Source organism: Bacillus sp. FSL K6-1003 (genome assembly GCF_037964945.1).
GTDB classification, from domain to species: domain Bacteria; phylum Bacillota; class Bacilli; order Bacillales; family Bacillaceae; genus Bacillus; species Bacillus mojavensis.
Genome location: NZ_CP150176.1, coordinates 2,359,779 through 2,375,304 on the forward strand (window position 1 = coordinate 2,359,779; position 15,526 = coordinate 2,375,304).

Sequence of the window (15,526 nt, forward strand, 5' to 3'; positions counted from 1 at the left end):
ATAGACAGCGCTTACATTTCTGGGTGTCTTCTATGAATGTATGCTTTGAAACAGGTATGAATGAATGAAAAAGAAGGCTGCACCGGCAGCCTTCTTGAAAACTAATTTGTTCTATTCAATTTCTTAGCGATGGCAGCAGCCCGCTCAGGAAAATCTGTGAAAATGCCGTCTGCTCTCATTTTCATCAAATGCTCCATATCGTCTGGCCGATTGACTGTATAAGGCCTTACCTTAATCGAGCTATTTCGCATTTGCTGCAGCACTTCATCCGTTACCGCCGGGCTATGCAGCTTTGGGTGGTAGCCGGCTGCCGGAATGGATTTTACATATTGATCAGCCTGATATAGCACATCTGAGGTCAGCACCGCCCGTTCAATATGGGGTGCCAGCCGGCCGCATAACGCTAAGCTTTCATGGTTAAATGCGGACAGAATCGTTCTTTCTTCTATTTTAAATCGCTTTACTGTCTCAAGCACTTTTTCTTCCATTCCTTCATAGCGGATCACGCTATTTTTCAATTCAATGTTAATCAGAAAATCCTTTTTTTCCGCCCACGAGAGCACGTCTTCAAGCAGCGGCACCCTTACATCGCCGACTGTTTGTTGATGACCGGCAGCCGCATCAGCGGTTTTCAAAACATCGTACCTCGTGTCCTTTACGAAACCTTTTAAGGATGTCGTCCGGTCAAGCCTTTCATCATGAATAACAACAATATGTCCGTCTTTTGTCAGCTGAACATCTAGCTCGATTCCATCCGCTCCGTTTTCAATCCCTTTTTCAAATGCAATCATTGTATTTTCGGGATAATGACCTGATGCCCCCCGATGGGCAAAAATCTTTGTCATTGTTTCACCTCAAGCCTAAAGTTGCCCGTTTTCTCTATTATACTGATTTAGGCCTTGTCACTCTAGAATGAAGTGTTTTTGTACTCTGACTACTGTGCGTAATAAGAGTCAATTCCGGCGACAATCGCGTCAGCAGCTTTTTTTTGATATTCTTCACTCCCAAGCTTGTCCGCATCAGAGCTGTTTGTAATAAATCCAAGCTCAGCCAGCACACTCGGCATTTTTGAATATGTAATGACATAAAAATCCGATTCTTTCACACCCCTGTCTCTTGTTTGCAAGGATGATACCAGCTCTGACTGAATATCTGATGCCAGCCGCTGACTGTTTTCCGCTTCATAATCAGACTGAAAGTACGTTTCCGTGCCTGAAGCAGAGGAAACGCCCGAATTCACATGAATACTGACAAAAAGATCAGCATGGTTTGCACTTGCTTTTGCCACTCTTTCCTCCAAGGTCAGAAAATGATCATCCATCCTTGTAGCAACAGGAATTGCTCCTTCCGCTTTCAGCTTGTCCACAACATAACCGGAGACAGCCAAATTAATATTTTTCTCTAACAGCCCGTTTCCGACTGCCCCGCTGTCTTTGCCACCATGACCGGCATCAATATATACCGTTTTCCCTGCTATCGGCTCTGCCGCTTGTGCACAGGGCGCGAGCATAAAAGCCAATCCGCATATCGCTAAACTCCTCCATAACATTCTCAATGTTTCTCCCTCCGGTCTGTCATTACGAGTTCTTTTGCAGCTGAATATCTTCCAGCTGTAAGGTTCCGTTTTCTTTTTTTGTATATTTCACCTGGACTTTTGTGTGATCTGGCAGGTCCTCACAATCGTCGCGTTTGTCCCTTGGAACTTGTATCATGGTTTCTTCTCCGTTAAGGGAAACGGCGATTGTATGAGGATCAGCCGAACCAATGTATTTTCCCTCTTCTGTAAACTTTGGGACTGAATCATCTGCGCTTGCAATACTGCATCCGGAAAGCAGCAGCACAGTTAACAGAAATAGACCAGTTTGTTTCACATGATCACCTCTTCCTGATGTTTGGCTTTTATCTTTGACCAGAATGGCGGATTTGTAAAGCTGGCACGAAAGCTGGCACGACGTTTCCATGATTTTCAAAAGGGCTATCTGACCTGCTGATTTCCTGTTGTTAGAAAGAAAGCAAGCGGATCTGTCTATGAAGATGTCTCTAAAAGAGCTGCATTTTAGAAAAAATTAGCGGAAAGAAGCAACTTTTTATTCATTTTAAAAAAATTGTTGAATAGAGTGAGCAGATGGTTTGACGGAAGGGTTGGACAGGCGTAAGCTTTTAAAGAATATTTACTTTACAGAAAGAAGATACAGCTCATAAAAAAATTCGTTTTGATGCTAGCCGCGGAGGTCATCACTTGCTCCATTCGCCATCAAATCAAAGACGGCTACAAGAGCCCCGAAAAAGAGCGCAGAAAACCACATTCGGCACTCAAGATATTCAGCCGGTGAAGCAGATTGATTGCATCAAATTTTACATATAGGCTAGAATATGTGCGAATCCAAACGAAAGAAGATGATCTTATGAATCCAAAGTACAAACCGCTCTTTGAACCATTTACATTTCGAAGCGGCGTTACGATTGACAACCGGATCACGGTTGCTCCAATGACCCATTATTCTTCCAACGAGGACGGCACGATTTCTGAAGCGGAGCTGGACTACATCATCCCCCGTTCAAAAGAAATGGGAATGGTGATTACAGCATGCGCAAACGTCACGCCTGATGGAAAAGCATTTCCCGGACAGCCAGCCATCCATGACGACTCAAATATTGCCGGGCTAAAAAGATTAGCGCAAGCCATTCAAGCACAAGGGTCAAAAGCGATTGTGCAAATTCATCACGGCGGAACTGAATGTCCTCCTGAGCTTGTTCCGAATCAGGATGTTGTCGCGCCAAGTGACGTGTTTGATAACGGTAAACAAATTGCCCGCGCATTGACAGAGGCAGAGGTTGAAAACATTGTGAAGGCTTTTGGAGAAGCGACAAGACGTGCCATTGAAGCCGGCTTTGACGGTGTCGAAATTCACGGTGCAAACGGCTACTTGATTCAGCAGTTTTATTCTCCAAAAACAAATCAGCGCACAGACCGCTGGGGAGGAAGCGACGAGAAACGATTAGCCTTCCCGCTTGCTATTGTGGATGAGGTGAAACAAGCAATTGCTGATCACGCGAAAGGTGCATTTTTAGTCGGCTACCGTCTGTCTCCGGAAGAGCCAGATACACCGGGACTGACAATGACAGAAACCTTCACGCTTGTTGATGCCTTAGTAGAAAAAGAACTGGATTACCTCCATATTTCATTGATGGACGTCAACTCCAAAGCGCGCCGCGGCGCAGACCCAACACGTACACGTATGGACTTATTGAATGAACGTGTCGGACACAAGGTGCCGCTGATTGCTGTTGGTTCCATCCATTCTGCTGATGACGCGCTTGCTGTGCTTGAAAACGATATCCCGCTGGTGGCGATGGGGCGTGAAATTTTAGTGGATCCTGATTGGGCTGTAAAAGTAAAAGAAGGACGCGAAAAACAAATTGAAACTGTGATAAAAGGCACAGACAAAGAAAAATATCACTTGCCTGAGCCGCTATGGCAAGCGATTGTGAACACACATGGATGGGTTCCTTATAAAGATTAATTTGATGTGACTGCCGGAATATTTCGGCAGTCTTTTTTATAAAAAAAGACCCTTAGGAAAGGGTCCTTTTCGTCAATCGAATAATTTGTGCAAATATTTAAACGGCAAAATGAGAAGCTGCCCAATTACTTCGGTTAGAAAATCGAACAGCAGTCCGTCACGTTTTCTGTTTTTCTTTTTTCTCTTTTTCATGCGTATGTCTCCTATATACTTCAATTGCTCTTTATCCTACGAACATCCAGCGTAAAGGGTTTCAATCCGTTTTTGCCTTTCTGTTTCTTATGGTCCAACCAACGAATATACATACGACCATTGCAGCAAAAGAAATGAAGTCAATCAGCATGCCTATTTTGTGTGACTCCACAACGATGTTTGAATTGACACAAAGCGAAAGAATAAATATAGCGATTAGCAGCCCGTACGTTTCACGCATTTTCGATCACTCCAAGCGTATAAACCAAATAGTCATCAATCTTCCGCATTTATTATAACAGATTTATCCAAAAATAAAACGCCTCCTATTTATCAGTGGAAACCAATAAATAAAAGACGTTTGATTTAAGTGCTTTTGCTGATCATGCTTAAGAAGCCTTATGTTCTAATCTCAGCTTATCCGCAACCATCGCAATGAACTCTGAATTTGTAGGTTTTGCCTTCGTCATGCTGACTGTATAACCGAACAATGAGGATATGGAATCAATATTCCCTCTGCTCCATGCCACTTCAATTGCGTGGCGGATCGCTCTCTCTACACGGCTAGCGGTTGTATTGAATTTTTTGGCGATGTCCGGATAGAGGACTTTTGTAATACTGCCGAGCAGTTCGATGTCGTTATACACCATTGAGATCGCTTCACGCAGATAGAGATAGCCTTTAATATGTGCAGGGACGCCGATTTCATGGATAATGCTTGTGATGCTCGCGTCGAGATTTTTCCTTTTTGGTTCAGGCTGGCTGCTGCGTATAATGCTGCTTTGTGATGACGGCGCGCGATGCGTCACACTGCTGGCATTTCCGCTGACCTGGCGAATATGGCCGACAAGGTTTTCCATATCAAACGGTTTGAGAATAAAGTAGGACGCTCCTAAATCGACGGCCTTTTTCGTGACATCTTCCTGTCCGAAGGCTGTCAGCATGATGACGTTTGGCTGTTTTTTCAGATCTGATTCTCTCAGTCGCTCTAAAACAGCAAGTCCGTCCAAATGCGGCATAATAATGTCCAAGACGAGCACATCAGGATCTTTTTCTTTAAATAGCGACAGACATTCCTGTCCGTTATAAGCAACTCCGATGACTTCCATGTCTTCCTGTCCTTCTATATATTCACTCAACAGGCTTACCAGCTCTCGATTATCGTCAGCAACACAAACTTTAATTTTCTCCACGTTTCTTCCTCCCCAAATGTAGTTAACAGGATTCCACCTTGCTACATGTTTACATTCGACAAAACCGCTATATACCCTCTAAAAAAAATCATAACTAACAATAATAGTGGCATATCTTCGTTATTCTATGTTTTTCTCTGTTTTTCGACTAAAAATGAAATTTGACAAATAAGGAAACGTGAATTTGTCGAAAAATCTTCTTTTGTTCATTTTAACGTATGTATGATGAGAAGTGAAGAGGGAGAAAAGCAAAAAAACTGCCGGAATTCCGGCAGTTAGCTTGCTTTTTCTTTTCCGTAAATATCGATTCCTGCTTCAGACAGCATCCATTCAATATGCACACCGTAGCCGCTTGTCGGGTCATTGACAAACACATGGGTAACGGCGCCGACGACCTTTCCATTTTGAATGATTGGACTTCCGCTCATGCCTTGTACAATGCCGCCTGTTTCCTTCAGCAGTCTTGGATCGGTAATTTTTAAGACCATTCCTTTTGTAGCCGGAAACTTTTGAGGTGTCGTGCTGACGATTTCGATATCAAATTTTTCTACCTTATCATCATCAATGACCGTTAAGATTTCAGCAGGCCCTTTTTTCACTTCATTTGAAAAGGCAACCGGCAGCGCCTTGTCTGAGATTTTGTTTTTAATCGGCTGATGCAGCGTGCCGAAGATTCCAAATGGGCTGTTTCTGTTAATGTCCCCGATCGTTTTGCGTTCAGAGGAAAATCGCGCCAGTTTTTCTCCAGGATTTCCGCCTGTCCCTTTTTCAATTGATGTTACAGTCGATTTGACGATTTCTCCATCTTCCACGACAATTGGTTTTTTCGTATCCATATCGGAGATCACGTGGCCAAGCGCTCCGTATTTTTTTGTTTTCGGCTCATAAAAGGTCATTGTGCCGATGCCTGCGGCAGAATCCCTGATATATAAACCGATTCGGTATTTGCCTTCAGCTTCATCCTTTTGAGGAATCAGCTTTGTTTTGATCTTCTGTTTATCACGTTTGATCAGCAAATCAAGAGACTCTCCGGTTTTTCCCGCTTTTTGAATAAACGGGGCAACATCATTCATTTTTTCAATTTTCTGTCCATTCATCTCAATAATAATGTCGCCTGCTGTAATACCTGCCGATTCACCAGGGGATTTTTTCCCTTCGCTTGTGTTAATTTGATGAAATCCGACCACAAGCACTCCCACGGAATGAAGTTTGACACCGATCGATTGCCCGCCCGGTATGACTTTTAAATCCGGTAGAACTTGCACTTTTGTTTTTTTGATTGGAAATCCGGCAAGATCATATACTAATTCTGACTGGCCTGATTTTTTGCCTGTGACTTTGATTTCATGCGGGTCTTTCTCAACTGTAAACGCTTCTGATGATTTTTCCTGGGCGTTTACAGATAAACTCGTTTCAATCGCTTGTGTTTGGGTTTCAAATACTCTCATTTGCGTTGGAATCAGTAAATACTCTTTTAATGGTTTGCATAAACCTACACTTAATAACGAAACAAGGAGAATTAAACCTATTGCTTTTCTGATGTTATCCGGCATTCACTACTTCACTCTCCTCGCTCCTACCCCACACCTTCTTTATGAATTGCTGCTACATCATTACTTTTGCCTTCTCAGCCCTTATTTATAACTGTCATATAAAGAAAAACATTGGATATACTGATAAACGAATGGATGAGTATACAAAAAAAATAAGCTGCGCATATGCGCAGCTTTAGACTGTTGACAAAAGTTTAAAATCGAATAAAGTTTTAAACTTTTGTCATCCTTTCAGCGTGATTGAAAACCCTTGAAGTCTAGAAAGGGCGGGTGCTGTCATTCGTGAGCACCGTCGCTTAGACTTGACAACGATTGCGAGGGTTTGTCAGCACGCTGAAGCTGCTGCGTATATTGCGCAGCTTATCCAGTTGTTTTGACTTGATCCGCTTGTTTTAACAGCTCTTTCGCATGGCGTTTTGTTAGATCTGTGACTTCGACTCCTGCTATCATGCGCCCGATTTCCGCCACCTTCTCTTGTTTAGTCAGCGGCTTTACACGCGTCGTCGTTCTTCCGTCTTTTAATTCTTTCGCAATGTAAAGATGGGTATCGGCCATGGCTGCCACCTGAGGCAGGTGCGTAATGCAAAGCACTTGTGATCCCATTGATACTTTGTGAATCTTTTCAGCAATAGCCTGAGCGACCCTGCCGCTTACGCCTGTATCTACCTCGTCAAATATAATCGAGGTAACGTCCTGCTGTGAGGAAAAAATGCTTTTAATGGCAAGCATGACCCTTGACAGCTCTCCGCCGGAAGCAACTTTAGAAAGAGATTTCAGCGGCTCCCCCGTATTGGTAGAAATCAAAAACTTCACCAGATCAATCCCTTGTTCAGTGAGCTGAACAGGCTGCCCGTTTACAACCGGCGCTTCCTCACCGCGGGTTGCTGTTCTGACCTTAAACTCCGTATCGAAAGTCGACTTTTCCATATATAAGCTTTTCAGTTCACGATGGATTTCGTCAGCCAGCTTTTTCGCCCATGTTTTTCGGATTCGGGAAACGTTTGCCACTTCTACTGCAACATCTTTACCAACCGAATCCAGCTCCTGCTTCAGGCTCTGAAGATGGCTGTCTCTGTTTTCAATTTGATCAATCTCTTCTTCAATTTTAGAAGCATATTCTAAAATATCCTCAACGGTTGCCCCGTATTTCCGCTTTAGCTGCTTAATCTCATTAAGACGCGCCTCAATAAAATTCAATCGTTCCGGGTCATATTCAAGCTCATCCAGCATATTTCTCATCTGAAATGTAGCGTCCTCCAAAAGATAGTAGGAGTTCGAAACACTCTCAGACAGTTTTTGCAGCGGTTCGTTAATATCGGATAAATCTTCAAGCTGAGACGACGCCATTCCGACCCAGTCCAGACCGCCCTGCTCGCTGCGCAGCGCATTATAAGCATTTTGCAGTGATTCAAATATTTTCTCAAAATTTGAAATTTGCTGACGCTCTTCTTGCAACTGCTCATCTTCGTTCAGTTCGAGTTTTGCTGATTCAATTTCTTCCAGCTGAAATTGAATCAGATCAAGCCGGTGCGCCATTTCCTGCTCACTTTCAGAAAGCTGCTTCAACTTTTTAAGCAGCTTCATGTAGCGCTGATAACCTTCCTGATATGCTTGAAGTGCGCTTTCCACTTCGGCTCCCGCAAACTTGTCCAATAGCTGAAGATGATTTTCGTCCTCCATTAACAGCTGGTTATCGTGCTGCCCGTGAATATCTAATAAAAGCCTGCCGATTTCTCTTAGCGACGCAATCGTTACAAGTTTGCCATTTACCCGGCATACGCTTTTTCCGTTCGTGCTGATATCCCTTCTCATGACGATCATTTCATCTGAAACGTCAATCCCCTGTTCAGCACAAACGTCAAAAACGGGATGGCCGCTGTCTAACTGAAACAGCCCTTCAAGCTCGGCTTTTGTTTCTCCATACCTGACAAATTCAGATGAGCCGCGGCCACCGACTAAAAGTGAAATGGCATCTATGATGATGGATTTGCCGGCTCCGGTTTCTCCTGTTAAAACCGTAAGCCCGCGTTCAAAAGAAACCGTCAGTTCCTCAATAATGGCAAAGTTTTTAATCGATAATTCAGCTAACAAACAGCATTACACCTCTTATCTTTGTTAGATTTCCTTTACAGCAGCTCTAGGAGCCTGCTTTTTACGCCGTCGGTATCTTCAGGAGTCCGGCAAATAATTAAGATGGTGTCATCTCCGCAAATGGTCCCCATAATTTCGTCCCAGTCCAGATTGTCCATCAGCGCTCCGATTGCCTGGGCATTGCCCGGCATGGTTTTCAGCACAATCATATGGCTTGCTGAATCTATTTTCACAAAAGCATCCATCAGTGACCGTTTCAGCTTAGACAGCGGATTGAAACGCTGGTCCGCCGGTAGGCTGTATTTATATGAGCCATTATTTGTCGGCACCTTCACAAGGTGAAGCTCTTTAATATCGCGTGAAACCGTGGCTTGTGTGACCTTGTATCCATCCTGCTTCAGCATGTCAACCAATTCATCTTGGGTTTCGATTTCATTGCTTGTAATGATTTCTCTGATTTTGATATGCCTCTGGCCTTTGTTCATGTAAGCACCTCTATTTCCAGCTTATCTGTTCTTATATGGTATATGATTCTCCGTAAAAAGTACATGAATGCAGAAAAAAGGAATAATAGCGCCCTATTATTCCGGTACATCTGCTTTTTTTTCTTTTAACGTCCTATGTGCTTCTTCCACTATGCGGCTGATTTCCTCTTCAGGCAAGCCTGCGCCTTCTTGACCTTCACCCGGCCACTGCAAATGAAGGAGAAATTCAATATTTCCGTCTCCTCCCGTAATTGGAGAAAATGACAGGCCTTTGCAGAGATAGCCCTCGCTAGCCGAAAAACTGACCATACGCCGCAGGACATCTTCATGCACCTTCGGATCTCTGACAATGCCTTTTTTGCCGACGGATTCCCGGCCTGCTTCAAACTGAGGCTTGACAAGCGCAATACAATCGCTGCCTGGTACAAGCAATGTTTTTAAAACAGGCAGGATCAGCCGAAGTGAAATAAAGGATACATCAATCGTAGCAAACTCCGGCATGCCCTTTGTGAAGTCTGCCGGAGTCGCATAACGAAAATTCGTGCGTTCCATCACAACGACGCGTTCGTCCTGTCTTAGCTTCCATGCAAGCTGGTTGTAGCCCACATCCACCGCGTACGACTGTTTTGCGCCGTTTTGCAGAGCACAGTCCGTAAAGCCGCCGGTGGAGGAACCGATATCAATCATAATTTTCTCCTGAACAGAGACAGGAAATTCTTTCAATGCTTTTTCAAGCTTTAATCCGCCTCTGCTCACATATTTCAGCGGGTTTCCTTTGATGGTCAACGGAAGCTCGCGGTCAATTTTTTCACCAGGCTTGTCCAAGCGGTTTTCATTCGAATACACGATTCCTGCCATAATGGCCCGTTTCGCTTTTTCCCGCGTTTCCGCAAGCCCTCTTTCCACTAGTAATACATCTAATCGTTCTTTCTTAGCCGTCATGATCCAATTCCTTTATGTGTCTTGGGCGGTGCCAGCAATCGAATTCGGTCTGCCACCTGCTGTTTCGTTAATCCGATTTCTTCAAGAAGCGCCGTTACGCTTCCATGTTCTATAAATCGATCCGGTATGCCCATTCTGTCAATCGGCGTATGGTACATCCCCTGGTCATGAGCGAATTCTAAAACCGCGCTTCCAAATCCGCCTTCTAAGACCGCTTCTTCAATCGTTAGAATCGGCAATCCTTCATTTAGTATGTCCTTCATCATCTTTTCATCAATCGGCTTAATGAATCGCGCGTTGACGACGCGTACGGAAAGGCCTTCTTTTTGCAGCTCTTCAGCAGCTTCAAGCGCCATTTCAATTGTTGTTCCAAATGTTAAGATGACCGCGTCGTTACCCGGACGCAGCACCTCCCACGTGCCGATTGGAATCGTTTTAAGCTGTTCATCCATTTTGACGCCGAGGCCGTTTCCGCGCGGAAAACGCATGGCGATCGGACCGCCGTCATAGCTCAGCGCTGTATGAACCATATGCTGCCCTTCATTTTCATCCTTTGGCATCATTAAGACCACATTTGGAATGTGGCGCATAAACGCGATATCAAATACGCCTTGATGCGTCTCTCCGTCTGCACCGACTAATCCGGCGCGGTCGATTCCGATAAACACATTGGCGTTTTGACGGCAGATGTCATGAACAACCTGGTCATATGCACGCTGCAGGAAGGTTGAATAGATAGCCAGAAACGGCTTCATGCCTTGTAATGCCATTGCGGCTGCCATTGTAGCCGCATGCTGCTCTGCAATGCCGACGTCGAACATTCGGTCAGGAAATTCCTGCGCAAAGCCTTCAAGCTTCGAACCCACAGGCATTGCCGGTGTTATCGCCACGATTCGCCCGTCCTCACGTGCCATTCGCTGTACTGTGCCGCTGACAAGGCTGCTCCATGCAGGCGCTGCGGCTTTTGGTTTTACAAAGTCACCTGTATTAATTTTATATGGGCCGGTTCCATGCCACGTACCGGTCGTATCGGTTTCAGCAGGTTTGTACCCTTTTCCTTTTTTGGTGATCACATGCAGCAGGACAGGGCCTTTGGTTTTTTTAGCGTATTGAAGATTCTCAATCAGCTCATGATAAGAATGTCCGTCCACCGGGCCTAAATAAGTAAATCCGAGTTCCTCGAAAAACATGCCTGAGACAAGCATATACTTCAGGCTGTCTTTGACACGTTCTGCCGTGGCGGCAAGCTTGCCCCCAACAGCCGGAATCTTCTTAAACAGATATTCAAGCTCATCTTTCACCCATTGGTATTTCCCGGCTGTTCGCAGACGTCCGAGCATGGAATGAATAGCGCCGACGTTCGGAGCGATACTCATTTCATTATCGTTGAGGATAACAATCATGTCTTTTTTCTCGTCACCGATATGGTTCAGCGCTTCAAGCGCCATTCCGCCGGTCAGTGCACCGTCACCGATAATCGGAATGATAAACTCATCCGTTCCTTTAATATCGCGAGCGGCCGCCATTCCCATCGCACCTGACAAGGAAGTTGAGCTATGCCCGGTTTCCCATACGTCATGTTCGCTTTCGCTCCGCTTCGGGAATCCGCAAAGCCCTTTATATTGTCGAAGGGTCTCAAATTCTCTTCCCCGGCCCGTCAGCAGCTTATGGACGTAAGACTGATGACCTACATCCCACAAAAACTTGTCTTTCGGGCTGTTAAATTCCTTATGCAATGCAACGGTAAGCTCAACAACACCCAAATTAGGGCCAATGTGTCCGCCAGAAGCCGATAAAGTCGTAATCAGAAACTGACGGATTTCATCACTTAATTTCTCTAATTCATCAATGGACATGTTTTTTAAAAACGACGGGTCCTGTATTGATAAAAGATCCAAAGCGGATCAACTCACTTTCAGCATGAATTTCTGCAATGATATATGTCTTAAATGCCGAGCTGAACTCAGATCATTTCTCAGGCATAAAAAAAGACAAACGCGCTCTTCCTTTTGTTTTTTCATCGAAACTGCTTACATTTTACCATATGTCGTGCAGCCGCTTCAAATAAGGATCGTTTTAGTGGTCTCTTGCCGCAATTAAATCACAAAGCTCATACAAAAGGTCTTTTTGAAGGGAGAGACCGCCAATCAAGCGCTTTGCTTCTTCTATGTGACCATCCAATTTCTTTTTGGCCCCTTCCAGTGACAGAAGTGACGGATACGTTGATTTTTCGTTCGTTGTATCCGAGCCGACACGTTTGCCGATTTTCTCTTCACTGCCTTCTACATCTAAAATGTCGTCTCTGATTTGAAAACCGATTCCAATGTGGCTGCTGAAGGCGCGCAATGTTTCAATTTCTTCCTCAGGTGCATCCGCCAAAATAGCGCCGGCGATGACGCCAAAACCGAGCAGTTTGGCTGTTTTCCGTTCATGAATGGATTCAAGTTCTTCAAGCGTGACCTGACGATTTTCTGCTTCCATATCGGCGATCTGCCCCCCGACCATGCCCTCGGTTCCCGCCGCTGAAATCAGTTCATTCACAAGACGAAGTCGCTTCTCAGCAGATACCTCGTCTGACACATGGGACGTAATCAGCTTAAAGCTTTCCGTAAGCAGCCCGTCTCCCGCTAAAACAGCCGTGGCTTCACCAAATACTTTATGGTTTGTCGGTTTTCCGCGGCGCAGATCATCATCGTCCATGCAAGGCAGATCATCATGAATTAAGGAATACGTGTGAATCATTTCAACAGCGCACCCGACTGGGATACCGTCTTTTTCACTTTTTCCGTATGCATTCAAAACCGCCAGCACGATGAGAGGCCGCAGCCGCTTTCCTCCGGCCTCAAGGGAATACAGCATAGATTTCTTTAATGAATCCGGGATATTAAGGTTTTCTGTATATACAAAGAGCTGTTCTTCAACCGCTTTTTTACGCTCCGCCAGAAAACTAGCTAATTTATTTGTCACCTTCGTCTTCCTCCTGAACACTAAAAGGTGCCAGTTCGCCGTCTTCTTTTAAAATGAAGTCCATTTGCTTCTCTACTTTTTGAAGCTTTTCATGGCACATTTTTGAAAGGGCCATTCCTTCTTGAAAGTAGTTAATTGCTTGCTCCAGAGGCACATCGCCTTCTTCAAGCTTTGATACAATGCTTTCTAAGCCTTTCATCGCTTCTTCAAACGTCATGTTTTCATTTTTTTTCATGTCTGTCATTATTCTTCCCCTCTCTTATTTAATACTTCACAGGTCAGCACGCCATCCTTCAGCTTTACCTCCAGCTGGTCTTTCTCTTCTACCTGACTGACGCTTTTTATGAGTTCATCTTCCTTATAAGCCAAGCTGTATCCTCTTTCCATAATTTGAAGGGGACTTAACGCGTTCAGCTTGCCCAGAACGGTTTGAAACTGAGAATGCAGCTGCTTCATTTGGATATTCATATTTTTTTTAAGCTGATTCGTTTGATCCTCATACCGCTTTCTGGCCTGCTTCAGCTGTTCATGGGGATGCAGCGCCTCTAATCTGTAAGTTTCTCGCTCAAGCTGTCTGCTTTTCCGGTCCAAAAGAGCGGTAAGCTGAGCTTGAAACTGCTGGTAAGCAAGGTCAAACTGCTGCTCTTTTTGCTCAAACAGCCGCTTAGGAAAGCGAAATGCATATGAGGATTGAAGTATTTGAACCCGTTCTTTTTTTTGGTTGAGATGCTGCTGCATCGCTCTTGACATCCTGACTTCCGCCGTTTTCGTCCGTTCCATTAAATCAGTGGTATGCGGCACTGCAATCTCAGCTGCCCCTGTAGGTGTCGCCGCTCTGATATCCGCAACAAAATCACTGATGGTAAAATCCGTCTCATGGCCGACAGCTGATATGATCGGTATGTTGGAAGCAAAGATCGCACGCGCTACGATTTCTTCGTTAAACGCCCACAGTTCTTCAATTGATCCGCCGCCTCTTCCGACAATTAATACGTCGCACATCTGTTTTTCATTCGCCTCTTCAATGCGCCTAACGATGGATCTGCTCGCATGTTCGCCCTGAACGAGCGCTGGAAGTACAATGACTTTTACAAGGGGATATCTTCTTTTTAGAGTTGTAATGACATCTCTGACAGCAGCACCTGTGGGTGATGTCACAACCCCGATTGTGGCTGGAAATGCGGGGATTTGTTTTTTGTAGCGTTCGTCAAATAAACCTTCTCCGGCTAGCTTCTTTTTTAATTCTTCATACGCTAAATAAAGCGCTCCGACCCCGTCAGGCTGCATTTCTTTTGCATATAATTGATAGTTTCCGCTCGGTTCGTATACGGAAATTCCGCCTCTCACCAGCACTTTCATCCCATTTTCCGGTTTAAAAGGAAGACGCTCGCTCTGTCTGGCGAACATGACCGACTGCATCCGGGCGTTTTCATCTTTTAATGTGAAATAAATATGGCCTCTCGTGTGTATTTTTACATTCGATAATTCGCCTTTAATCCAAATATTTTCAAGGTGAGGATCTACATCGAATTTTCGTTTTATATACTTTGTCAGCGCTGAGACAGTAACATACGCTGTTTCACCCATGTCTCAAACTCCTCTCGTAAGCATTCCTGCACCATAACTAAAGAAAACCCGCCCTGGCTTAAGGAGCCTGAAGAAGCGGGTATCGTGCTCATTATCCAGAGGCAGTGCTTTGTTCCATCTCTGAATATCTCCAAAGATCTATAATAACGTACGTTTCGCAGATTTAACAGTATTATGCGCAAGCATCGTGATGGTCATAGGACCGACTCCGCCTGGAACAGGTGTAATAAAGGATGCTTTTTCCTTCGCTCCTTCAAACTCTACGTCTCCGCAAAGCTTTCCGCTTTCCAAACGGTTAACGCCGACGTCAATTACGATGGCGCCTTCTTTTATCTGGTCAGCAGTGATAAAGTTGGCTTTACCGACCGCCACCACCAGGATGTCCGCTTTTTTCGTATGTTCAGATATATCTTTTGTTCTTGAATGACAGTATGTCACTGTCGCGTTTTCATTTAATAAAAGCTGGCCGACAGGTTTACCGACAATATTGCTTCGGCCGACTACAACAACCTCTTTACCGGAAAGGTCAATATTGGTTTTCTTCAAAAGCTCAACAATTCCGTGCGGCGTGCAAGGAAGAAATGTATCTTCACCTAATAGCATTTTCCCTACATTTAACGGATGAAAACCGTCTACATCCTTATCAGGAGAAATACGTTCAATCACCGCTTTTTCAGAAATATGGTCTGGAAGCGGAAGCTGAACGAGAATTCCGTGAAACTCAGGGTCTTCATTGTATTTGTCAATAATCGAAAGCAGCTCAGCTTCTGTGAGGCTGCTGTCGAATAGATCAAGCTTAAAATTCATGCCCATTGTTTCTGCCGCTTTTTTCTTTCCCCGCACGTAAGAATGAGAAGCTGGGTCATCTCCAATCAGAATAACCGCCAGGCCGGGAGTGACGCCTTGCTTTTTAAGCTCTTCTACCTCTTTTGCCAATTGTTCGCGTTTTTCTTTTGCCGTTTCTTTTCCGTCGATGATTGTTGCAGTCATTT

15 protein-coding genes are annotated in these 15,526 nt (G+C 44.6%); 2 read left to right on the top strand and 13 right to left on the bottom strand.

All coding sequences use genetic code 11. From position 1 onward, the window contains the following. Positions 1-101 precede the first annotated feature (101 nt). The 3 genes from NSU16_RS11960 to NSU16_RS11970 all read right to left on the bottom strand — a co-directional run bounded on the left by NSU16_RS11960 (position 102) and on the right by NSU16_RS11970 (position 1,871). Positions 102-845 carry a glycerophosphodiester phosphodiesterase gene (locus NSU16_RS11960; protein WP_168748205.1) on the bottom strand — a complete coding sequence of 248 codons (744 nt, stop codon included), beginning with the start codon at positions 843-845 and terminating at the stop codon, positions 102-104. 89 nt (positions 846-934) lie between these two features. Further along, entirely contained in the window at positions 935-1,555 is a 621-nt protein-coding gene (locus tag NSU16_RS11965) for an N-acetylmuramoyl-L-alanine amidase (protein ID WP_326227250.1), read from the bottom strand. Positions 1,556-1,577: 22 nt separating this feature from the next. Next, a complete protein-coding gene (locus NSU16_RS11970) occupies positions 1,578-1,871 on the bottom strand; it encodes a hypothetical protein (RefSeq protein ID WP_032731307.1) in 294 nt (97 codons plus the stop codon). Between the two features lie 327 nt (positions 1,872-2,198). Between NSU16_RS11970 and NSU16_RS11975 the strand changes: the two genes are divergently transcribed. Further along, a complete protein-coding gene (locus tag NSU16_RS11975) occupies positions 2,199-2,333 on the top strand; it encodes a hypothetical protein (protein WP_168748207.1) in 135 nt (44 codons plus the stop codon). A 72-nt stretch (positions 2,334-2,405) separates the two neighbouring features. Then, positions 2,406-3,524, top strand: coding sequence for an NADH-dependent flavin oxidoreductase (locus NSU16_RS11980; RefSeq protein ID WP_326217989.1), 1,119 nt, complete (start codon positions 2,406-2,408; stop codon positions 3,522-3,524). A gap of 581 nt (positions 3,525-4,105) precedes the next feature. Here NSU16_RS11980 and spo0A read toward each other — a convergent pair. The 10 genes from spo0A to folD form a co-directional block, all read right to left on the bottom strand. Further along, positions 4,106-4,909, bottom strand: a complete 804-nt coding sequence (gene spo0A / locus NSU16_RS11985) for a sporulation transcription factor Spo0A (protein ID WP_010334880.1) — start codon at positions 4,907-4,909, stop codon at positions 4,106-4,108. A 275-nt stretch (positions 4,910-5,184) separates the two neighbouring features. Then, on the bottom strand, positions 5,185-6,462 hold the full coding sequence (spoIVB, locus tag NSU16_RS11990; protein WP_168748211.1) for a SpoIVB peptidase: 1,278 nt from the start codon (positions 6,460-6,462) through the stop codon (positions 5,185-5,187). 360 nt (positions 6,463-6,822) lie between these two features. Continuing rightward, positions 6,823-8,553, bottom strand: a complete 1,731-nt coding sequence (gene recN / locus NSU16_RS11995) for a DNA repair protein RecN (protein WP_339190959.1) — start codon at positions 8,551-8,553, stop codon at positions 6,823-6,825. 35 nt (positions 8,554-8,588) lie between these two features. Continuing rightward, a complete protein-coding gene (gene argR, locus NSU16_RS12000; protein WP_010334883.1) occupies positions 8,589-9,038 on the bottom strand; it encodes an arginine repressor ArgR in 450 nt (149 codons plus the stop codon). Between the two features lie 96 nt (positions 9,039-9,134). Then, the gene (locus NSU16_RS12005) at positions 9,135-9,980 is read right to left on the bottom strand and encodes a TlyA family RNA methyltransferase (protein ID WP_168748214.1); all 846 of its coding nucleotides are present in this window, start codon (positions 9,978-9,980) and stop codon (positions 9,135-9,137) included. Continuing rightward, the gene (gene dxs, locus NSU16_RS12010) at positions 9,977-11,878 is read right to left on the bottom strand and encodes a 1-deoxy-D-xylulose-5-phosphate synthase (protein ID WP_010334885.1); all 1,902 of its coding nucleotides are present in this window, start codon (positions 11,876-11,878) and stop codon (positions 9,977-9,979) included. Before dxs ends, NSU16_RS12005 begins: the two co-directional genes overlap by 4 nt. Positions 11,879-12,056: 178 nt before the next feature. Then, complete coding sequence (locus NSU16_RS12015; RefSeq protein WP_010334886.1) at positions 12,057-12,947, bottom strand: polyprenyl synthetase family protein; 891 nt, start codon at positions 12,945-12,947, stop codon at positions 12,057-12,059. Then, positions 12,937-13,191, bottom strand: coding sequence for an exodeoxyribonuclease VII small subunit (locus tag NSU16_RS12020; protein WP_010334887.1), 255 nt, complete (start codon positions 13,189-13,191; stop codon positions 12,937-12,939). The genes NSU16_RS12015 and NSU16_RS12020 overlap by 11 nt, the downstream gene beginning before the upstream one ends. After that, positions 13,191-14,534 carry an exodeoxyribonuclease VII large subunit gene (xseA, locus tag NSU16_RS12025; RefSeq protein WP_339190962.1) on the bottom strand — a complete coding sequence of 448 codons (1,344 nt, stop codon included), beginning with the start codon at positions 14,532-14,534 and terminating at the stop codon, positions 13,191-13,193. Before xseA ends, NSU16_RS12020 begins: the two co-directional genes overlap by 1 nt. A 138-nt stretch (positions 14,535-14,672) precedes the next feature. Then, positions 14,673-15,524 (bottom strand): bifunctional methylenetetrahydrofolate dehydrogenase/methenyltetrahydrofolate cyclohydrolase FolD, encoded by an 852-nt coding sequence (folD, locus tag NSU16_RS12030; RefSeq protein WP_326129619.1) that lies wholly within the window; start codon positions 15,522-15,524, stop codon positions 14,673-14,675. Between the last annotated feature and the right edge of the window lie 2 nt (positions 15,525-15,526).